The organism is Micromonospora jinlongensis, assembly GCF_013410645.1.
GTDB lineage: Bacteria > Actinomycetota > Actinomycetes > Mycobacteriales > Micromonosporaceae > Micromonospora > Micromonospora zamorensis.
In genome coordinates, this window is sequence record NZ_JACCHK010000001.1 from 5799478 (window position 1) to 5821477 (window position 22000).

Sequence of the window (22000 nt, forward strand, 5' to 3'; positions counted from 1 at the left end):
CCCCACCCCCGCCGTCTGCACCCCGAAGGACTCGCGATGACCGTGGCATACCTGGTGGCCGGTGTCCGTACCCCGATCGGCCGGTACGCCGGCGCGCTGGCCGGCGTCCGCCCCGACGACCTGGCCGCGCACGTGATCCGCGAGTTGGTCGCCCGGCACCCGTCGGTGGACTGGGCGCGGGTGGACGACGTGGTGCTCGGCTGCGCCAACCAGGCCGGCGAGGACAACCGCAACGTGGCCCGGATGGCGGCGCTGTTGGCCGGCCTGCCACAGGAGGTGCCGGGCAGCACCGTCAACCGGCTCTGCGGCTCGGGCCTGGACGCCCTGGCCACCGCCGCCCGTTCCATCGTCGCCGGGGACGCGGAGCTGGTGATCGCCGGCGGGGTGGAGAGCATGAGCCGTGCCCCCTTCGTCATGCCGAAGGCCACGTCGGCGTACTCCCGCTCGGCCGAGGTGTACGACACCACCCTGGGCTGGCGGTTGGTGAACCCGCTGATGCGCGACGGGTGGGGCGTCGACTCGATGCCGGAGACGGCGGAGAACGTGGCCGCCGAGTACGGCGTGAGCCGGGCCGAGCAGGACGCCTTCGCGTACCGCTCGCAGCAGCGCGCGGCAAAGGCGCAGGCCGACGGCCGGTTCGCCGAGGAGATCGTGGCGGTGTCCGTGCCGGCCGGCCGTCGGGAGACCCGGCTGGTCGAGGTCGACGAGCACCCCCGGGAGACCTCGCTGGAAAAGTTGGCCTCGCTGCCGACCCCGTTCCGCGACGGCGGCACGGTGACCGCCGGCAACTCCTCGGGCGTCAACGACGGGGCGGTGGCCCTGCTGGTCGCCAGCGAGGCGGCGGTGCACCGGTACGGCCTCACTCCGCTGGCCCGGATCGGCGGGGCGGCGGCGGCCGGCGTACCGCCCCGGATCATGGGGATCGGCCCGGTGCCGGCCACCCGCAAGCTGCTCGACCGGGTCGGCGTCGAGTTGGGCGCGGTGGACGTGGTGGAGCTGAACGAGGCGTTCGCCGCCCAGTCGGTGGCGGTGTTGCGCGAGCTGGGGCTGCCGGTGGACGCCGAACACGTCAACCCGAACGGCGGGGCCATCGCGCTGGGGCACCCGCTCGGTGCCAGCGGCGCGCGGCTGGCGTTGACCGCCGCCCTGGAGTTGCGCCGTCGCGGCGGCCGCCGGGCTCTGGCCACCATGTGCATCGGTGTTGGTCAAGGGATCTCCCTGTTGCTGGAGTCAGCCGCCTAGAGTGGTCCACACCACACGACCCGCGGGTCGACCGGTGCCCACGCGTGTCCGCTGCGCGCCCCGACGCCGGTGCTGTCCCGCGCCGCGGCGATGAACTGGGGAGCACGCTGATGCCGGACGGACTGCCGACCGAGATCGATCTGACCAGGCCGAGCGCGGCCCGGGTGTACGACTATTTCCTGGGCGGGGCGCACAACTTCGAAATCGACCGGCAGCTGGCCGAACAGATCGCCAGCATGACGCCGAATCTCGCCGCCACCATGCGTTCGGGCCGCGAGTTCCTGCGCCGGGCCGTCCGGGTGCTGCTCGACGCCGGCATCGACCAGTTCCTCGACATCGGCTCCGGAATTCCCACCGTGGGCAACGTCCACGAGGTGGCCCAGGGGGTGAACCCCAAGGCCCGAGTGGTGTATGTCGACATCGACCCGGTGGCGGTCGCGCACAGCCGGGAGTTGCTCGCCGGCAACGAGCTGACCGGGGTCATCCACGCCGACCTGCGCGAGCCGGAGCGGATCCTCGCCGAGACCCAGCAGCTCGGGCTGATCGACTTCAGCCGGCCGATGGGCATCCTGCTGGCCGGGGTGGTGCACTTCATCCCCGACGGCGACCGGCCTGAGGAGATTCTGGCCACCCTGCGGGCCGCCGCCGCGCCGGGCAGCTTCCTGGTCATCTCGCACTCCACGTTCGAGGACCAGCCGCAGGAGATGCTGGACGCCCAGCGTCTCTCCGCGCGGACGGACACCGAGATCACCCTGCGCTCCCGCGCCCAGGTCACCGGCTTCTTCGGGGACTGGACGGTCCTCGAACCAGGCGTGGTGCACATGCCGCTCTGGCGTCCCGACTCACCGTCCGACGTGGACGAGCACCCGGAGCGGTTCGGCGCCTTCGGGGGCGTCGCCCGGTACGACCAGCCCGCCGGCTGATCGAGGTGGCCGCCGTCCCGGACCCCGCCGGGGTCGACGCCGGCCGGGCCGACGCCCAGGGGTACGCCGCCGACTGGGCCCGTGCGGTGCGCCGCCTCGGGTTCGTGCCGCTCAGCGCGGCCGAGACCGAGCGGCTGCTGCTGGTGCACACGATCCGGCTGGCGCAGGCGGTGCGGGCAGAGCCCTTCTCCGCCCGCCCGGCCGAGGAGGTCGGGTGGGCGCTGGTGGAGGCGCACCTCACCGAGCCGCAGGCCCTGGACTGGACGCTGCACGCCCTCGGTGCGGATTTCGCGGACCGGGTGCTGGGTGCCCTCGACCGGCCGGCGGACCTCGCCGACCGGATCGCGGCCGTGCAGGGCGGGCTGGCCGCCGGGTTCGCCCGCGCGCTTCGCGACCGCACCTTCAGTCAGCAGGAACGGATCGCCCGGTCCGCCTGGCAGGCGCGCGACGAGGTCGAGCAGGCGCTGCGCGACAGCGAGGCGCGGTTCCGGGCGGTGTTCACCGGTGCCGCGATCGGGATCGGCATCGCCGGTGTGGACGGTCAGATCCTCGACGTCAACCAGGCGTTCGCCGACATGCTCGGCTACTCGATCGAGGAACTCTGCCAGACCAACGTGTCCGGGCTCTTCCACCCCGACGACGCCGCCGGGATGTGGGAGCTGTACCAGGAGCTGATCGAGGGCAAGCAGGACTCGGCTCGGGTCGAGAAGCGCTACCACCGCAAGGACGGCAGCGTGGTCTGGACCGATCTGGCCGTCTCACTGATCCGGCACGACGACGGGCGGCCCCGGTTCACCGTCGCGATGATCGAGGACATCACCGAGAGGTACGAACTCCAGCAAAGGCTGCGCTTCCAGGCGCTGCACGACCCGCTGACCGGGCTGCCCAACCGGACGTTGTTCTTCGAGACCCTGGGCAGGGTCCTCGACGGCGCGGACACCGGGCGGCGGGTCGGGGTGTGCTTCCTCGACCTGGACGGCTTCAAGGCGATCAACGACAGCCTCGGTCACGACCTCGGTGACCGGCTGCTGGTGATGATCGGCCGGAGGCTGGCCGCGTGCGTCGCCGACCACGGCCACCTGGTCGCCCGGATGGGCGGCGACGAGTTCGTGATCCTCGTCGACGGCGGGAACGACATCGACGACGCGGTAGCCGTCGCGGAGGCCGCGCTGGCCGCCGTCGCGGCCCCGGTGCACGTCGGTGACCACCAGTTGGCCGTCTCGGCCAGTGTGGGAATCGTGCAGTGCCCGGCCGCGGAGACCACCCCGTCGGAGCTGATGAAGGCCGCGGACACCACGCTGTACTGGGCGAAGGCGGCGGGCCGGGGCCGGTGGGCGGTCTACGACCCGGAGCGCAGCGCCCGGGACATCGCCCGGTCGGCGCTGGTGGCCGGGCTGCCCGCCGCACTGGACCGGGGCGAGTTCGTCCTGCACTACCAGCCGATCGTGTCGCTGCTCGAGGGCAGCATGCTCGCGGTGGAGGCGCTGGTCCGGTGGGAGCATCCGGAGCTGGGCCTGATCGGGCCGGACCGGTTCATCGGCCTGGCCGAGGAGACCGGCCTGATCGTCCGGCTCGGTGAGTGGGTGCTGCGGCAGGCCTGTCACGACGCCGAGCGGTGGTGGCGGGAGTTCCCCGAGGCCAGGCTGGTGGTCAGCGTCAACCTGGCCGCGCGGCAGGCCGACGACCCGGCGATCGTGGAGACGGTGGCCGACGCGCTGCACACCAGCGGGCTGCCCGCCGAGCTGCTCCAACTGGAGCTGACCGAGAGCGCCGTGATGGGCAGCGCCGACGAGCCTCTGCGCAGCCTGTACCGGCTCGCCGCGCTCGGCGTCCGGCTGGCGGTGGACGATTTCGGCACCGGGTACTCCAACCTGGCGTACCTGCGGCGGCTGCCGATCCACTGCCTGAAGCTCGCCGGCCCGTTCGTCGAGGGCATCCGCGCCGACGGGACCGACGTCGCCGCCGACCACCGCGACGAACGGATCGTCGACGCGCTGGTCCGGTTGGCGCACGCGCTGGAGCTGTGGGTGACCGCCGAGGCGGTGGAGACCGGGGTGCAGGCCGAGCGGTTGCGGGCGCTGCGCTGCGACACCGGGCAGGGGCGATTCTTCGGCGCCCCGGCTCCGGCCGACGCGATCACCGCCCGACTCCGTGGCGGGGCGACGGCGTGAGCGGGGGCCCACTACGGTTCGGTCGGCACCGATGGCGGCGATGGAAGGTGGCGACGTGAGCCTGACGGACTCGCAGACCGTGGTGACAGTGGTGGCCGGGCTGGCCATCCTGGCCGGGTTGGCCGGCGTGGTGGTGCCCGGCCTGCCGGCGTTGCCGCTGTGCTGGGGTGGTGTGCTGGTCTGGGCGGTCTTCGGCGGTGCGGGCATGGTGGGCTGGGCGGTGTTCGCCGCTGCCACGGTGGTCGTGGCGGGCGGCACCGTGATCAAGTACGCGTGGCCGGGCCGGAACCTGAAGCGCACCGGTGTGCCGACGTCCACACTGCTCGCCGGCGGTGTGCTCGGCATCGTCGGGTTCTTCGTGGTGCCGGTCGTGGGGCTGGTGCTCGGCTTCGTCGCCGGGGTGTGGGCGGCGGAGCGGCTGCGGCTCGGCAGCAACCAGCTCGCCTGGCCGTCCACCGTGCAGGCGCTCAAGGCGGCCGGTCTGTCGATGCTGGTGGAGTTCCTGGCCGGCTTCGTGGTAGCGGCCCTCTGGGTGACCGGCCTCCTCCTGACCTGATCCATTTCGCGTGATCAAGAAGTTTGCGTCATGGAAGGCCGAAAAACTGACGCAAAGCTCTTGATCACGAGGCGTGGTGGGGGCGCGGGGCACTGGTCGGGTACGGCGGATCGCCGTACGTGAGAGAGAGGTGTGCCCCGCGCCGCCGCGGTCCGGGCGGTCCGAGCGCCCGGGGGTGAGCCCGTCGCGAACGGGCTGGTCACGGGCTCAAGGATGCGGCCGGGGTGGCCGCAGGGGCAACACAATTAGCCGCCGGCGGTGACATTCCCGCCGAGTATGTATTGACCGTCTTGATCGCCCGGGATCACACTTTGCCCACTCGCACGCGGAACCACCTCAGGGAGGTGTGCAGTGGCAACGACCCCCGTGCCAACCGCCGAGCAACCGATGGACGACGACGCCCGACGGCTCGCCGAACTCGGCTACAAACAGGAGCTGCGCCGCAAGTGGAGTGGCTTCTCCAACTTCGCCATCTCATTCTCGATCATCTCGATCCTGGCCGGCTGCTTCACCACCTTCGGTCAGGCGTGGAACAACGGCGGGCCGGTCGCCATCTCCTGGGGCTGGCCGCTGATCTCGCTGTTCATCCTGATCATCGGCTTCTGCATGGCCGAGCTGGTCTCGGCGTACCCGACCGCGGGCGGGATCTACTGGTGGGCGGCCACCATGGGTCGCCCGGTGCACGGCTGGTTCACCGGCTGGCTGAACCTCATCGGCCTGGTGGCGGTCACCGCCTCGGTGGACTACGGCTGCGCGACGTTCCTCAACCTCACCCTGTCGGCGCTCTTCGACGGCTGGGCCGGGACGCTGCGGCAGGCGTTCGTCCTCTTCGTGATCATCCTGGTGCTGCACGGGCTGATCAACATCTTCGGGCACCGGATCATCGACGTACTCCAGAACGTCTCGGTCTGGTGGCACGTGGCCGGCGCGGCCGTCGTGGTGGCCATCCTGATCTTCGTGCCGGACAACCACCAGAGCTTCCAGTTCGTGTTCACCGAGCGCTTCAACAACTCCGGTTTCGGTGACGGCGACGTCGGCGGGCTGACGTTCTGGTTCTACGTGCTGCCCCTGGGTTTCCTGCTGACCCAGTACACGATCACCGGCTTCGACGCCTGCGCGCACGTCTCCGAGGAGACCCGGGGCGCTTCGCAGGCCGCCGCGCGAGGGCTCTGGCAGTCGATCTTCTATTCCGCTGTCGGCGGCTGGATCCTGCTCCTGGCGTTCCTCTTCGCGGCCACCGACGTCGAGGCGGTCAACGCCGCGGGTGGCTTCTCCGGTGCCATCTTCGAGTCCGCGTTGACGCCGGTCTTCTTCAAGATCGTCATCATCATCTCCACCATCGGCCAGTTCTTCTGCGGGATGAGCTGCGTGACCTCGATGAGCCGCATGGCCTACGCGTTCAGCCGCGACCGGGCGGTGCCCGGGTGGCGGCTCTGGTCGAAGGTCGACCGCAACGGCACCCCGGTCAACGCGATCATCGGCGCGACCCTGGCCGGCCTGGTGCTGACCCTGCCGGCGCTCTACGAGAGCTCGGCCGGCATTCCGGTCGCCTTCTACGCGGTGGTCTCGGTGGCGGTGCTCGGGCTCTACCTGTCCTTCCTCATCCCGATCGCCCTGCGGCTGCGGATGGGCGACCGGTTCGTGCCCGGGCCGTGGACGCTCGGCCGCAAGTACAAGCTGCTCGGCTGGATCGCGGTGATCGAGATCGCCGTCATCGCTGTCTACTTCGTGCTGCCGATCGTGCCCGCCGGAGTGCCCGGCAACGACGGGTTCACCTGGTCGGCCGTCAACTACGCGCCACTCGCCGTCGGCGGGGTGCTGCTGGTGGTCGCGGTCTGGTGGTACGCCTCGGCCCGCAGGTGGTTCACCGGACCCGTCCGTACCGTCGAGGAACGCAGCGACTGATCGGTAGTCGTCGACGCGCGGGGCTTCCGCCCGGCTCAGGGCGGAGGCACTCGTGGCCGTCCTCGGCCGAGCTGAATGCTGTGCTCTGTCTCACATTTGGCGGGATCACGGGACCCGCCGAGTCCTTATAGATTGCCACCGCCGGCAAATCGGCGAGCTTCTCTTTCGCAAGTTGCGGGCCGGCTCGGTTGAGGCCCCTCGATCGTCGAGGAATCTGTCGTCCACTTCCACGTCTTAGTCCACGGGGGACTGAAGTGATCCTGAAATCGTCCATGCCGCTCGTCGTACCTCGTCGGCTCGGCACGACCAGACGGTGGCAGGCCGTGCTGGCCTGCCTCACCGCGTTGGCCGTGCTGGCGTCCCTGCTGCACCCGACCCCGGCCCGCGCAGAGGATCCGCTGCCTCCGCCGGTCGACCGGGCACCTGTGGTGCAGGCATGGCTGTACGGCGGAGCCCAGGTACGTGCCGCCGCGGAGATGGCGCTGGTCGGCTCGCCGGAACAGGTGCGGGCGTTCATCGAGGGCAAGTGGCAGGAGGCTCAGCGGCTGGACGACCGAGACGCCGTCGTCGCGGTGATCGCTGACAGCGGCCCGTCGGTTCGCGGGGCGGCGCAGTCGGCGCTGAACGCGGCCGATGCCGGCGACGCCTACGCGATACGCCGATTCCTCGACTACGGCTGGCAGCAGCCGTCGGACACCGACGCGCGGGTCCAGGTCAACCAGTTGATGGCCGCCGGCGGGGCTCAGGTCAAGGCGGCCGCGCAGCAGGCGTTGGACACCTCGGACCCGTCGGTGTGGCGTGAGTTCGTCGATGCCGGTTGGCAGTCGCGGTGGCTGGTAGATCAGCGGGTGCGGGTCAACCAGGCAATGGCGTCAGGTGGGACCGCGGTCAAGGCTGCGGGGCAGAAGGCGCTCGATGCGGGCACGCCGGAGGCGTTGGAGTCATTCCTGGCCTACGGGTGGTCGGTAGCGGCGGCCCGTGACCAGGAGACCGAATCGTTGACGGCGCTGCAGGCCCAGGCTCAGGCGCAGGGCGAGGTAGCGGCGCAGGAGACACAGCGGGCGGTCGACGAGGGAGCGCGGGCGAAGGAGGCCGCTGCGGCGGCCCGCCGGTCGGCGCAACAAGCCGCCGCGGCCACCAATGCGGCGCGTAACGACACGCGAGAGGCGGCGGCGCAGGCCAAGCGAGCGGCGGTGGCCGCGCAGAAGGCCGCGGCTGCGGCGAAGGTGGCGGTGCAGGCGGCAGCCTCGGCGCAGCGGGCGGCCCGGGCCGCTGCTGCCGCCGCCCAACGCGCGGCGTCGGCCGCGTCGAAGGCGGAGCAGGCGGCGACGAAGGCCTACAACGCGGCGGCGAACGCGGCGACGGACGCGTCGAAGGCGGACGCGGCCCGGATCATCGCGCAAGAGGCGAAGGACAATGCGCGGCTGACGCGGGATCTCGCAACCAGCGCGCATCTGGCGGGGCAGGCGATCCAGGCGGGCCTGGGAGCGGTGGAAGCAGCCCGCCTGGCGGCGCTGGAGGCGAAGCACGCGTCGGACGCCAACGACGAGGCGACCGGGTACGCCAACGCGGCCGGCGCCGACGCCTCGGCGGCGGTGGCGGCCGCGAAGCAGGCGCGGGCGGACGCCGATCGGGCGCTGCGGGCGGCCGACGCCGCGCAGAACTATCTGATGGTGGCCGCGCAGGCCGCGTTCCGTGCGAGGGACGCGGCGAACCGAGCTGCGCAGCATGCGGAGCAGGCCGCAGACGCAGCCATCGACGCGGCGAATCATGCCGGTGATGCCGCGACAGCCGCACAGCGAGCGACCGAGGCCGCCAACGCCGCGACTGCGGCCGCGCAGGCCGCGGCGGAGACCGCCGGCCAGGCGATCGAGGTGTACAACGCGGCGCGGACGGCAGACGCGGAGCGCATCGCGGTCATGCTGGACCAGGGCGTCGAGGCTGCCCGGCAGGCCAGCGGGCTGTACGACCAGGCGCAGGCAGCGGCCAAGTGGGACGCGGTGCAGGCCGCGCAGCGCGATGCGGAGACCAACCGGCTGGTCGACGAGGCGGTCAACCCGGCCACCGATCCCGCTGTCGCGGTCACCGCCGGGCGCAAGGCCGCTTTGAACCTGATGAGCTCCCGTGGTGCCTGGACCAGGCAGGCCGCGCAGGCCGCGCTGGCCGGTGGTGACCTGCAGGTGATGGAGTTCGTCCGTACCGGTATCGCCTCTGCGGCCGGGCAGGACGACCGGGTCACGCTACGGGACCTGGCCATCACCGACAACACCGCGCTGCGCGACGCGGCGCTCGCGGCGCTCGCGGGCAGCGACGCGCAGGTGTCGCAGTTCCTACAGACGCAGAACTACTCCGGCCGTCTCACGCAGGACCGGCTCAAGGTGAACCAGATCCTGTCCGCGGCGAAGACCGCCGGTGACACCTATCTGGCGCAGCAGGCGCAGGTGGCACTGGACTCCGGGGACGGGCAGGTGCTGCGGGAGTTCATCGCCGCCGGTCAGTACCGGGCCGCCACGGTCGGGCAGCGGGTTCAGGTCAACACGATCCTGGCCAGCCCGGACAGCGGCCCCGAGGTGAAGGCCGCAGCGCAGATCGCCTTGGACGGTCCACCCCCAGGGCTGCGGCAGTTCCTCGACGAAGGCCGTTATGCCGCCGCTGAGCGGGACCAGGACGCTGCCGCTCACCTGGCGGTGGCCGCGGGCCTGGTGCAGCGGATCAACCAGACTGCCAAGACCGCCACCGAGAACGCGCTGAAGGCGCAGTCCGTCGCAGCCCAGGCTCGTAAGGACGCGGCGGCCGCTGCGAACTACGCCAGCCAGGCCGCCCTGTCGGCACAGCAGGCCGCCGGCTATGCGGCACAGGCCGCTCAGTACGCCAACCAGGCCAGTCAGTCAGCCGAGAAGGCGGCCATCGCGGTTCAGACCGCCAAGGCCGCTGCGACCCGTGCCGCCGCCTCGGCTCGCAGTGCAATCCGTTCCGCGGCCTGGGCCGTTGCTTCCCACGAGCAGGCCATCCAGTCCGCCAACGAGGCACGTGCTTCGGCCAATCGCGCCTTGGATTCGGCGCTCGCCGCCGGTAAGAGTGCCGAAGAGGCTCAGGCCGCAGCCGAGGAGGCGTACGGGAAGTTCCTGTCGGTCAGGGGCGCGGAGATCGGCAAGTGTCACGCCGAGTACGCCTCCGGCCCGGCGTCGGACATCGAGAGATTCCTGGCCGGCACCCAGGGCGACTGGTACCGAAACTGCGTCTCCAACGTCATTGCCGACCCCGTCGAGCTTGCCAAACGGGCGTACAGCAATTCCGCCTACTGCAGCGTCTATCCCGAGGGCAGCCAGCTCAGCAAGAACTGCCTCGCCTCGGTGCTCACCCCGGAGTTCACGGGTGACCAGACGCTGGTCATGATCACCGAGACTCTCAAGGGCATCACGGCCGCGCTGATTCCCATCGCGATCGCTGTCGGTATCGGCTGCGTCGCGACATTGGTCTGCGGCATCGTCGCCGGCACCCTGCTGGACATCGGCGATGTCGGCCTCAACATCTACAAGTACTTCAACGGCGACCAGTCGTTGGCCAACACTCTGCTACACCTGGGTGGAATCGCGCTGGAGGCGCTGGCGTTCGCCGGCATCGCCAAGCTCGTCGGGGCCGGCTTCAAGGCCGCCAAGCAGCTCTACGAACTCAGCCGCGCCGCGAAGGTGGCTGAGGCGGAGATCTCGCTGCTCACTCTCGCCCTCGCGAAACTCAAGCGTCTGCCCTCGTGTCTGGCGGGCGGGAACAGCTTCGCGCCCGAAACTCCCGTCCTGCTCGCCGACGGCACCAGCAAGCCCATCGCCGACGTGCGGGTGGGGGATCGGGTGCTCGCCACCGACTCGCTCACCGGCAGCAGCCGCGGCGAACCGGTCGTTGACCTGATCAGGAGTGTCGACACCGAGCTCACCGAGCTCACCGTCTGGCAGCCCACCGGGCAGCGTGCCGTCCTGCGCACCACGCCCAAGCATCCCTTCTTCGTTCCGGCAACCCACAGCTGGACCGGTGCGGGGGAGCTTGCGCCCGGCACCGTCCTGCATACCCCCGACGGGAGCGACGCCCGCGTCACCACGGTGCGTACCCACCCGGGCCACCGGACGATGTTCAACCTCACCGTGCACCGCACGCACACGTACTACGTGCTCGCCGGTGAGACGCCGATCCTTGTGCACAATGGTGGCTGCAAGGATGTGGTGCTGGGCCTGAACGGTCCGTCGGAAGGGCTGGGTAGCGACGCGCTCCGGGACCTGCTCAACAAGGACGGCCTCAACGTCACCACGTACAACGGCTCTCCGTGGGGCGACATGGACCCGGACACCAACAACAAGTTGCCGCTGTGGATCGGAATGGTGAAGGCGGCGATCAAGGATCCGAGTGTAAAGATCTACGTCACACTGGACGGGCTCGACGGTGGCGACGACGCGTTCCTCAAGCTGCGTACCGCGGTCCGACGCGGAAAGAGCATGAGTCCGGAGAACGCGATGGCCGGTCAGGGCACGAGCTGGGAGATGGCGCAGCTGATAAATGCGATCATCCTCGGGCCGGCCGACGGCGGACGAGACAGGAAGTCTGTCCAGTTCTTCCTGAACGGCGAGAATATCTCCGCCGATCTGTGGAGCAAGCTCCCGACGACGGATGCCGGCTGGCGAGAATTCAAGGATATGTGAGATTTATGATCAATAATGACATCACCGCCGAGCTTGAAGCCCCGGACCGGCTGTTTCAGATCACTCACGTGAGTCGGACCCACACCCAGGTGTGGCTTCAGGCAGATGCCAACTCCACGCACGAGCACCGGCTTGAGGTGTTGTTCCAGGACGTGAAATACCTCTGCACACCCTTCGTGCTGCGCGGCTTGTGGCTGCGGAGGGCAGATCCGGAGCAGACGCGCCGTCTGACGGAGTTGCACGGACTGGTTCTTGAGCCCGGTTGGGACATCTATCTGCTGTCCCGCAGCCATGACTGGTTCGTGGTCTCGTCGCACCCGCTCTGGGCCGAGGCGAAACTGAGCTATTCGGACGAGCCGGTGTTCTGGTCACACACCGGCAAGGAGGACGTCGTGGTGGCGATGGGGACTGTGAAGTGACGTGAGAGTGGGGCCGGTCCGGCCGAGCACGGCGGCGAAGGCAGCCCTGATCCACCGGTAGGTGGATCAGGGCTGCGCCGGGTCCGCAGGACGGAAACCCGCACGACCGGCGGGCGGCGGCTGCCGCTCGCCGGTCGTGAACCGGAGGACGCGGTCGTCCTGTGGCCTCGGCGTGCCGTTGCCGTCGCGGTTGCTGGTGGCCACCCAGAGGGAGCCGTCCGGAGCCACCTCGACGGTCCGGAGCCGACCGTAGGCGCCCACCAGCTCGGCGGACGGTGTCCCGACCGTCCCGGCGGGGCTGATCGGGACGGTCCACAACCGGGCTCCCCGCAGCGCGGCGACGAACAGGGTGCCGCCTGCGAAGGCAGCACCACTCGGCGACGCCTGCGCAGGAGGCCAGACCACCACCGGGGCACGGAACCGGGGATCGTTGCTCGGGCCCTCCACGACCGGCCAGCCGTAGTTGCCGCCCGGGACGATGCGGTTCACCTCGTCCCACGTGGCCTGGCCGAACTCGGTGGCGAACAGTCGGCCCTGCGCGTCCCAGGCCAGACCCTGCACGTTGCGGTGGCCGTAGCTGAACACCGGCGAGCCGGGGAACGGGTTGCCCGCCGGGACGCCACCGTTCGGCCGGATCCGCAGGATCTTGCCATTGCGGCTGGCCAGGTTCTGCGCGTTGGCCGGGACACCGGCGTCACCGACGCCGACGTAGAGCATCCCGTCGGGGCCGAAGGCGATCCGTCCACCGTTGTGGATGGACGCCCGCACGGGCCCGTTGAAGATCACCTGCTGGCGTTGCGGCGCGTTCAGCCGGAACCGCGCGATCCGGATGTCGGACGCGGTGGTGAAGCAGACGTAGACCCACCGGTCCAGGCGGTACCGGGGCGAGACGGCCAGGCCGAGCAGGCCTCCCTCGCCGCCGCCGACCACTCCGGCGATCCGGGCGACCTGCGCCGTCGGTTGGCCGGGTCGGACCCGCAGCACGGTGCCCTGGTTGCGCTGGGCCACCAGGGCGCTGCCGTCGGGCAGGAAGTCGAGCCCCCAGGGGGCTTCCAGCCCGGTCGCGACGACCTCCGGTTGGGCGAAGTCGAACCCTTCGGCACCGGCAGCGGTGACCGACCCGTCCGGCGGACGGACGGCTGCCTCGGCGCTCACCGCCGTGCCGAGCGAGATGGCGAGAGTGACGACGGCGATAACTGCTCGAAGACGCATGACAACTCCTCGCGTGGTTTGCCGCCGACCACGCCGGGGGCATTGACGGTGATCCGGTTTGCCAGTAGACCTTGGTGATGGAGGCCCGCTCATGAGCAGAACGCCGTTGACGCTGGAAGAGTTGCGGGTCGCTGTCGAGGCCGGCGAGATCGACACCGTGGTGTTGGCCCTGGTCGACATGCAGGGCCGCCTGCAGGGCAAGCGGTTCCACGCGCCTTTCTTCCTCGACCAGGTGGTGGCCAACGGCAGCGAGGGCTGCAATTACCTGCTCGCCGTGGACGTCGACATGAACACCGTCGACGGGTACGCGATGTCGAGCTGGGAGCGCGGCTACGGCGACTTCGCGATGGTGCCGGACTTCGGCACGTTGCGCCGCACGCCCTGGCAGCCCGGCTCCGCGATGCTGCTGGCCGACCTGACCTGGCTCGACGGCTCGGGTGACGTGGTCGCCTCGCCCCGACAGATCCTGCGCCGGCAGTTGGACCGGCTGGCCGAGCACGGGCTGACCGCGTACGCCGGCACCGAGCTGGAGTTCGTGCTGTTCCGTGACTCGTACGAGGACGCCTGGCGGCGCGGCTATCGCGATCTCACCCCGGCGAATCAATACAACGTCGACTACTCCCTGCTCGGCACCGCCCGGGTGGAGCCACTGCTGCGTCGGATCCGCACCGAGATGGCCGCTGCCGGGCTCACCCCGGAGAGCGCCAAGGGCGAGTGCAATCTCGGCCAGCACGAGATCGCCTTCCGTTACGACGAGGCGGTTGCCTGCGCCGACCACCACGTGATCTACAAGAACGGCGCCAAGGAGATCGCCGCCCAGGAGGGCATGTCGATCACCTTCATGGCCAAGCCGAACGAGCGGGAGGGCAACTCCTGCCACATCCACTTCTCCCTGCGGGACAGCAGCGGTGGCTCGGCGATGCTCGGCGACGGGCCGGCGCACCTGTCGCCGACCGGGCAGCGGGTGCTCGCCGGGCTGCTGGCCACCATGCGGGAGTTCAGCCTGCTCTTCGCCCCGAACATCAACTCCTACAAGCGCTACCAGCCCGGATCGTTCGCCCCGACGGCGCTGCGGTGGGGGGTGGACAACCGCACCTGCGCGCTGCGGGTGGTCGGGCACGGGCAGGGCATGCGGGTGGAGAACCGGGTGCCCGGCGCCGACGTCAACCCGTACCTGGCGATCGCCGGGCTGGTCGCCGGCGCGCTGCACGGCATCGACAGTGAGCTGGAGCTGGGCGACGAGTGCACCGGCAACGCGTACGACGACCCGGAGGCCGAGCGGGTCCCCGGGACCCTGCGCGACGCCCTGGCCCTCTGGGAGGGCTCCACGGTTGCCCGGGAGGCGTTCGGCGACGAGGTGGTGGCCCACTACGCCAACCAGGCGAGGGTGGAGCTGGCCGCCTTCGACGCGGCGGTGACGGACTGGGAGATGACCCGTGGCTTCGAACGCCTGTAACGCGCTCCGCCGCGCCCACGCGCCCCGCCGCGTCGATCATGGACTTGTGGTGCCCGGAGTGCGGCAGATTGCGGCTTCCGTGAGGCACCACAACTCCATGATCGACAACGAGGGGCGGGTGGGGGTGTGACTCTGGTTGTGGATCCGGCTACCGGGGTGGGGTTTCAGGACGTGGCCGGGGCCTCGGTGGCGGAGGTGGACGCGGCGATCTCGCGGGCGGCCACCGCCTTCGAGGCGTGGCGGAGGGTGGCTCCCGGGGACCGGGCACGCTTGCTGCGGCGGTTCGCCGCCGTGGTCGACGCGCACCTGGACGAGCTGGCCGCGCTGGAGGTCCGCAACTCCGGCCACACCACCGGCAACGCCCGGTGGGAGGCCGGCAACGTGCGGGACGTCCTGGACTACTACGCCGGGGCGCCCGAGCGGTTGACCGGGCGGCAGATCCCGGTGCCGGGCGGGCTGGACGTCACCTTCCACGAGCCGCTCGGCGTGGTCGGCGTGATCGTCCCCTGGAACTTCCCGATGCCGATCGCGGCCTGGGGGTTCGTCCCGGCCCTCGCCGCCGGCAACACCGTGGTGCTCAAACCCGCCGAGCTGACCCCGCTGACCGCGCTGCGGCTGGCCGAACTGGCCCGCGAGGCAGGCCTGCCCGACGACGTGTTCATCGTCGTACCGGGCGAGGGCGCGGTGGTGGGGGAGCGGTTCGTCAGCCACCCGGCGGTCCGCAAGATCTGCTTCACCGGCTCCACCGAGGTCGGCACCCGGATCATGGCCGGCTGCGCGGCCCAGGTGAAGCGACTCACCCTGGAGTTGGGCGGCAAGAGCGCGAACATCGTGTTCGCCGACGCCGACCTGGAGCGCGCCGCCGCGACCGCGCCGGGCGCGGTCTTCGACAACGCCGGCCAGGACTGCTGCGCACGGTCGCGGATCCTGGTCCAGCGCCCGGTGTACGACCGCTTCCTGGCACTGCTCGAACCAGCGGTACGCGCGGTGCGGGTGGAGGACCCGTCCCGGGACACGGCCGAGATGGGTCCGCTGATCTCCGCGGCCCAGCGCGACCGGGTCGCCGGCTACCTGACCGGGGCGAAGGTCGCCTTCACCGGCTCCTGCCCCGACGGCCCCGGGTTCTGGCATGCGCCCACCGTGCTGCTGGCCGACTCGCCGGCCGACCGGCACTGGCGGGAGGAGATCTTCGGCCCGGTGGTCTCGGTGCTGCCGTTCGACGACGAGGCCGACGCGGTCCGGCTCGCCAACGACACCGAGTACGGGCTCTCCGGCTCGATCTGGACCCGGGACGTGGGTCGGGCCCTGCGCCTGGCCCGCGCGGTCGAGTCGGGCAACCTGAGCGTCAACTCGCACTCCTCGGTGCGCTACTGGACCCCGTTCGGCGGGATGAAGCGTTCCGGGCTCGGCCGTGAGCTGGGCCCGGATGCGCTGCACTCCTTCACCGATGTCAAGAACGTGTTCATCGCGACAGAGGAGTGACGCCAGTGCAGGGTCGATTGCAGGACCGGGTGGCCGTGATCACCGGAGCGGGCAGCGGCATCGGGTTGGCCACCGTCCGGCGGTTCACCGCCGAGGGGGCCCGCGTGGTCTGCGTGGACATCGACGTGGCGGCCGGTGAGAAGGCCGCCGAGGAGTGCGGCGGCGAGTTCGTCCGCACCGACGTCGCCGACGAGTCGGCGGTACGCGACCTGTTCGACGGGGTGGTCGACCGGCACGGCCGGGTCGACATCGCGTTCAACAACGCCGGCATCTCGCCGCCCGACGACGACTCCATCCTGGACACCGGCCTCGACGCGTGGGAGCGGGTGCTGCGGGTCAACACCACCAGCGTCTACCTGTGCTGCAAGTACGCCATTCCGCACATGCGCCGCCAGGGCAAGGGGTCGATCATCAACACGGCCTCGTTCGTGGCGCTGATGGGCGCGGCGACGTCGCAGATCGCGTACACCGCGAGCAAGGGCGGCGTGCTGGCGATGACCAGGGAGCTGGGTGTGCAGTTCGCCCGCGAGGGCATCCGGGTCAACGCGCTCTGCCCCGGCCCGGTGGCCACCCCGTTGTTGCTGGAGTTGTTCGCCGCCGACCCGGAGCGGGCCGCCCGCCGGCTGGTGCACGTGCCGATGGGCCGCTTCGGGCAACCCGAGGAGATCGCCGCCGCGGTGGCGTTCCTGGCCAGCGACGACGCCTCGTTCATGACCGCCGCGCAGTTCGTGGTCGACGGGGGCATCACGGGCGCCTACGTCACCCCGCTGTGAGGAGTCGGCCGCTGATCGGGATCAGCGCGTACGTCGAACCGGCCGACTGGGCGGTCTGGAGGGGCGTGCCGGCCGTGCTGGTGCCGGCGGCGTACGTGCGGGCGGTGACGGCGGCGGGTGGCCGAACGGTGGTGCTGCCCCCGGACGACGTGGACGGCGAGGTGGTGGCCGTCCTGGACGGACTGCTGCTGGCCGGTGGCGCCGACGTGGGTCCGGGGCGGTACGGCCAGCGGCCCGACCCGCGTACCGAGGACCGGCCGGACCGGGACGCCGGTGAGTTGACCCTGCTGACCGCCGCGCTCGCCGCCGAGCTGCCGGTGTTGGGGGTGTGCCGGGGGATGCAACTGCTCGCCGTGGCCTACGGCGGCACACTGCACCAGCATCTGCCCGATGTGGTCGGTCACGAGGCACACCGCCCGGCGCCCGGTGTGTATGGCAGCCATCCGGTGCGGTTCGTGCCGGGCAGCCTGGCCGCGACGGTGCTGACCGGGGTGGACCGGGTCAACTCGTACCACCACCAGGCGGTCGCCGACCCGGGCCGGTTGTCGGTGACGGGTTGGGCGGAGGACGGCGTGGTCGAGGCGGTGGAGGACCCGGCCCGGCCGTTCGTGCTGGGCGTGCAGTGGCATCCGGAGAACGAGCTGGATCCTCGTCCGATCACCGCCCTGGTCGGGGCCGCTGGCCAGCGGATCGGCGGCGGGTGTGACGGACATCGCCCCCGCGCGCCGGTGCCGCCGGTGGGAGGATCGGCGCATGGGCAAGGTCTATCCGGAGATCGACGCTCGACTGCGTGACTTCATCGCGGCCCAGGCGGTCTTCTTCGTGGCCACCGCGCCGTCCGGTGCGGAGGGCCACGTCAACGTCTCGCCGAAGGGCATGCGGGGCACGTTCGTGATCCTCGGGGCGCACCGGGTGGCCTACCTCGATTACCACGGCAGCGGGGCGGAGACCATCGCCCACCTGGGGGACAACGGCCGGATCACGCTGATGTTCTGTGCCTTCGAGGGGCCGCCGAAGATCGTCCGGTTGCACGGTCGGGGCAGCAGCGTCGCCGTGACCGAGGATGCCTTCGCCGACCGGCTCGCCGAGTTTCCCGCACCGCCGGACGTGCACGCCGTCCGGGCGGTGATCACGGTCGAGGTGGAGCGGGTCAGCGACTCCTGCGGCTACGCGGTGCCATTGATGGACTTCCGCGCCGAACGTGATCTGTTGCTCACCTCACACTCGCGTCGTACGGCCGACGACCTGGTGGCCTACCGGGCCACCAGGAACGCGGCGAGCATCGACGGGCTGCCTGTCTTCTGACCTGTCAGGGCGCTCCCGCGACCCCCGTCCGACGCCGCCCGGGCTCGCGGTGTCCGGTGCCCGACCGCTCAGGCGTACGTAAACAGCGTCCGCCTGAGGTGATGCGTTACGTTGCTGGTCCGCTTGGGTACAAGTCGAGGCACGGCGGGTGAAGATCAACGGCCGAGGGGTACGGCCGGAGCGGGAGGCTGCATGAGCTCGGCTCAGGGGGGCGCGGACGTCGGGCATTCCGTCGCGTCCGGCCGCGAGATCCCCCCGATGCTGGCAGCGGCGTTCGCGGCCGGTGGCGAGATGGGCGAGCGGCTGAGCAGCTTCGACTGGGCCACCAGTTCGCTCGGCGAGCCCGGTCGCTGGCCGTTGGCGCTCTCCAATGCGGTCGGCATGATGCTCTCCTCCAGCGCGCAGATCGTCATGTTCTGGGGCGACGAGCAGTCCGCCTTCTACAACGACGCCTACCGGCCGACCATCGGCGCCAAGCACCCGCACGTGATCGGCCAGCCGGCCCGCCAGCACTGGGCGGAGACCTGGGCGGTGCTCGGCCCACTGCTCGACGGCGTCCGGAGCACCGGGCGTTCCTACCGCGGCGAGGACCACCCCTTCCTGCTGGACCGGTACGGCTTCGTCGAGCAGACCTACTTCAACGTCTCGTACGACCCGATCCTGGGTGACGACGGCTCGGTCAGTGGCGTCTACTGCATCGTCAACGAGACCACCGGGCGGGTGCTCGGCGAGCGTCGGCTGCGGGCGCTCGCCGAACTGGGTGCTGAGCTGAACGACATGGGCAGCGGCGCCGAACTCGGCCGGACCGCCGCCACGGTGCTCGGCCGGCACCGGGCCGACGTGCCGTTCGTCCTGATCTACCTGGCCGACGACAGCGGCCAGCTCGCCCTGGCCGGCGCCGTCGGCGCCGCCCCGCCAGCCGTCGATGTCACGTCCCAACTGCTCGCCCGGGTGGTCGCCGATGGGGCGCCCGCCACGGTCGAGGTGGCCGAGCTGCTCGATCCACTGCCGGCCGACGCCGCCGACCAGGCCCTCGTGCTGCCGCTCACGGCGACCAACCAGACGGTCGGCGCGCTGGTCGTCGGCGTGGCCCGCCAGCTGCCGCTCAACGACGACTACCGCGACTTTCTCGACCTGGTCGCCGCCCAGATCTCCCGGGCGGCGGGCGCGCAGCGGGCTCACGAGCAGGAACGGGCTCGCGCCGCCGAGCTGGCGGCATTGGATCGCGCGAAGACCAACTTCTTCGCGAACGTCAGCCACGAGTTCCGCACCCCGCTGACCCTCGTGCTCGGCCCGCTGGAGGACATGCTGGCCGACCCGGCGTTGCCCGCTGCCGACACCGAGCGGCTCACCATGATGCACCGCAACGCGCTGCGCCTGCTCAAGCTGGTCAACACCGTGCTGGACTTCTCCCGACTGGAGTCCGGCCGGCTCGCCGCCCGCTATCAGCCCACCGACCTCGCCGGCTACACCGCCCGGCTGGCCAGCACCTTCCGCTCCTCCACCGAGCGGGCCGGGCTGCGGCTGGTGGTGGACTGTCCGCCGCTGCCGGCACCGGTCTTCGTCGACCGGGACATGTGGGAGAAGATCGTCCTCAACCTGGTGTCCAACGCCGTCAAGTTCACCTTCGACGGCGAGATCCGGGTGCGGGTCCGGGCCGTGGACGGCGTGGCACGGCTGGACGTGACAGACACCGGCATCGGCATCGTGCCGGATGAGGTGCCGCACGTCTTCGAGCGGTTCCACCGGGTGCCGGGGGTTCGCGCACGCACCCACGAGGGCACCGGGATCGGTCTGGCACTGGTCCGGGAGCTGGTTGAGATGCACGGCGGTGAGGTCGGGCTGACCAGCGAGGTCGACCGGGGCAGCACCTTCACGGTGACCGTGCCGTTCGGGTCGGCCCACCTGCCCGCGGACCGGGTGGTGGCGTTCCGCCCGCTACCCGCGGGGGAGCCCGAGCAGGCCCGGCTCTACGTGGCGGAGACCGCACTGTGGACCGGCGTCGAGCCGGCAGCCGAGTTTGACAGCCGACCGACGACGGCCACCCCGGCCGGTCGGATCCTGGTCGTCGACGACAATGTGGATCTGCGCGAGCACGTCACCCGGCTGCTCTCGCCCACCTGGGAGGTGGTCACCGCGAGCGACGGGCTGGCCGCCCTGTCGCTGGCCCGCAAGGGCGGGTTCGACCTGGTGCTCGCCGACGTGATGATGCCTCGGCTGGACGGGTTCGGGCTGGTGAGCGCGCTGCGCGCGGACCCGAGCACCCGTCAGGTGCCGATCGTGCTGCTCTCCGCCCGGGCCGGCTCCGCGGAGGCCGTCGCCGGTCTGTCCGTCGGTGCCGACGACTACCTCACCAAGCCGTTCACCGGCCAGGAGCTGATCGCCCGGGTCCGGGCCAACGTCGAGCTGGGTCAGCTCCGTGGCCAGCTCATCCGTCGGCTCCGGGCGTTGGCCGACGCGGCGGTGGATGTCAACACCGCCCGCTCGACCGGCGACGTGCTCCAGGTCGCCGCCGGGCACGCGCTCAGCCTCGCCGAGGCCGCCCGGGTGCTGATCAGCGCGACCGGCGCTCGTGCCGAGGCGGACACCGGCGGCGCCACCGCCACCGACCCGTCCTTCGTGGCCGAGCTGGCCGGCACCACCGGCAAGCCGCTCGGTGAGCTGCGGGTCTGGGGGCCGGCAGCTGATGACACGCAGGCCGACGAGGCCGCGTTGACCCAGCTGGCCCGCCTGGTCGGGGTGCGGTTGGAAAACGCCCAGCTCTACGAGGCCGAGCACCGCATCGCCAGCACGTTGCAGCACAGCCTCCTGCCCCGGTCGCTGCCTCGGCTGCCGGGAGCGGTCGTGGCCAGCCGTTACCTGCCCGGCAGCGCCGACGTCGAGGTCGGCGGCGACTGGTACGACGCGGTCGCCCTCGAAGACGACGAACTGGTGCTGGTCATCGGCGACGTGGTGGGCAAGGGTGTCCAGGCCGCCGCGGCCATGGGGCAACTACGCAACGCGCTGCGGGCGTACCTGTTGGAGGGCTACGACCCGGGGGAGTCGCTGACCCGCCTCAACCGGCTGGTCGTGTCCACCGAACGTCGATCCTTCGCCACGGTGGTCTGTCTGCTGTTCAACCCGCGCACCGGCCGTCTGCGGTACGCGAGCGCCGGCCACCCGTCGCCGCTGCTGATCACGGGAGGCGACGTGACGTTCCTGCACGACCGCGCGCTCGGTCCACCGGTCGGCGCCATCCCGGGCGCGACGTACGAGGCGGTCGAGGGGGAGCTGGCGCCCGGCGGCCGGCTGCTGCTCTACACCGACGGGCTGATCGAGGACCGCCAGCTCGACATCGACGCCGGGATGGCCCAGCTGCGCGTCGACGCGGCGGCCCCCAGCGAGCACATGGCGGACCTGATCGACGCGGTGGTGGAGCGGGTCGCCGGTCGGCCGCGCCGCGACGACGTGGCGGTCCTCGCACTGGAGGCGGTGGAGCTGAACCGTTTCGCATTGCGTCTACCGGCGGACCCGACGCGGCTGAGTGTGCTGCGTAAGCGTCTGGAGGACTTCCTGGTCGCGCACGCTGTCGACGAGACGGACGTGTTCGACCTGACCGTCGCGGTCTCTGAGGCCGCCGCCAACGCCATCGAGCACCCGATCCACCCGGCCGAGGCCATGATCAGCGTGGAGGTGGCCATCGAGGATCGGACGGTGACGGCCACCGTGCGCGACAGCGGGCAGTGGCGCGAGTCGACCGACTCCGGGTTCCGGGGGCGCGGCCTGGCCCTGATCAGGGCACTGGGCGACCTCACCGTGCGGCGTACCGATGAGGGCACCGAGGTGACGCTGCGCAGGCAGCTGCGGGACTGACAGTGCGCCCGGCGGC

At 71.1% G+C, this 22000-nt stretch carries 14 protein-coding genes; 13 read left to right on the plus strand and 1 reads right to left on the minus strand.

Annotated features, from left to right (window positions below; translation table 11 throughout):
* The first annotated feature begins 36 nt into the window (after window positions 1-36).
* From pcaF to HNR22_RS26185, 7 genes are all read left to right on the plus strand, one after another.
* Window positions 37-1242 carry a 3-oxoadipyl-CoA thiolase gene (gene pcaF, locus HNR22_RS26155; RefSeq protein WP_179782575.1) on the plus strand — a complete coding sequence of 402 codons (1206 nt, stop codon included), beginning with the start codon at window positions 37-39 and terminating at the stop codon, window positions 1240-1242.
* Between the two features lie 110 nt (window positions 1243-1352).
* The gene (locus tag HNR22_RS26160; RefSeq protein WP_179782576.1) at window positions 1353-2165 is read left to right on the plus strand and encodes an SAM-dependent methyltransferase; all 813 of its coding nucleotides are present in this window, start codon (window positions 1353-1355) and stop codon (window positions 2163-2165) included.
* A 5-nt stretch (window positions 2166-2170) separates the two neighbouring features.
* A complete protein-coding gene (locus HNR22_RS26165) occupies window positions 2171-4336 on the plus strand; it encodes an EAL domain-containing protein (RefSeq protein ID WP_179782577.1) in 2166 nt (721 codons plus the stop codon).
* Between the two features lie 55 nt (window positions 4337-4391).
* Window positions 4392-4892, plus strand: coding sequence for a DUF456 family protein (locus tag HNR22_RS26170; RefSeq protein ID WP_179782578.1), 501 nt, complete (start codon window positions 4392-4394; stop codon window positions 4890-4892).
* A 351-nt stretch (window positions 4893-5243) separates the two neighbouring features.
* The gene (locus tag HNR22_RS26175; protein ID WP_179782579.1) at window positions 5244-6797 is read left to right on the plus strand and encodes an amino acid permease; all 1554 of its coding nucleotides are present in this window, start codon (window positions 5244-5246) and stop codon (window positions 6795-6797) included.
* A gap of 272 nt (window positions 6798-7069) precedes the next feature.
* Entirely contained in the window at window positions 7070-11485 is a 4416-nt protein-coding gene (locus tag HNR22_RS26180) for a polymorphic toxin-type HINT domain-containing protein (protein ID WP_179782580.1), read from the plus strand.
* A 5-nt stretch (window positions 11486-11490) separates the two neighbouring features.
* Complete coding sequence (locus HNR22_RS26185; RefSeq protein ID WP_179782581.1) at window positions 11491-11904, plus strand: hypothetical protein; 414 nt, start codon at window positions 11491-11493, stop codon at window positions 11902-11904.
* A 66-nt stretch (window positions 11905-11970) separates the two neighbouring features.
* On the opposite strand, the gene HNR22_RS26190 is transcribed toward HNR22_RS26185, so the two are convergent.
* Entirely contained in the window at window positions 11971-13116 is a 1146-nt protein-coding gene (locus HNR22_RS26190; protein ID WP_179782582.1) for a PQQ-dependent sugar dehydrogenase, read from the minus strand.
* A gap of 91 nt (window positions 13117-13207) precedes the next feature.
* Between HNR22_RS26190 and HNR22_RS26195 the strand changes: the two genes are divergently transcribed.
* The 6 genes from HNR22_RS26195 (at window position 13208) to HNR22_RS26220 (ending at window position 21984) form a co-directional block, all read left to right on the plus strand.
* Window positions 13208-14572 carry a glutamine synthetase family protein gene (locus HNR22_RS26195; RefSeq protein WP_179782583.1) on the plus strand — a complete coding sequence of 455 codons (1365 nt, stop codon included), beginning with the start codon at window positions 13208-13210 and terminating at the stop codon, window positions 14570-14572.
* Between the two features lie 126 nt (window positions 14573-14698).
* Window positions 14699-16054, plus strand: a complete 1356-nt coding sequence (locus HNR22_RS26200; RefSeq protein ID WP_179782584.1) for an aldehyde dehydrogenase family protein — start codon at window positions 14699-14701, stop codon at window positions 16052-16054.
* A 5-nt stretch (window positions 16055-16059) separates the two neighbouring features.
* Window positions 16060-16827 (plus strand): 3-oxoacyl-ACP reductase, encoded by a 768-nt coding sequence (locus HNR22_RS26205; protein WP_179782585.1) that lies wholly within the window; start codon window positions 16060-16062, stop codon window positions 16825-16827.
* On the plus strand, window positions 16824-17621 hold the full coding sequence (locus HNR22_RS26210) for a gamma-glutamyl-gamma-aminobutyrate hydrolase family protein (protein WP_343059970.1): 798 nt from the start codon (window positions 16824-16826) through the stop codon (window positions 17619-17621). The genes HNR22_RS26205 and HNR22_RS26210 overlap by 4 nt, the downstream gene beginning before the upstream one ends.
* On the plus strand, window positions 17581-18132 hold the full coding sequence (locus tag HNR22_RS26215; RefSeq protein WP_179782586.1) for a pyridoxamine 5'-phosphate oxidase family protein: 552 nt from the start codon (window positions 17581-17583) through the stop codon (window positions 18130-18132). Before HNR22_RS26210 ends, HNR22_RS26215 begins: the two co-directional genes overlap by 41 nt.
* 192 nt (window positions 18133-18324) lie before the next feature.
* Window positions 18325-21984: a SpoIIE family protein phosphatase gene (locus tag HNR22_RS26220; protein ID WP_179782587.1), complete on the plus strand. Its 3660-nt coding sequence runs from the start codon at window positions 18325-18327 to the stop codon at window positions 21982-21984.
* Window positions 21985-22000: the final 16 nt, after the last annotated feature.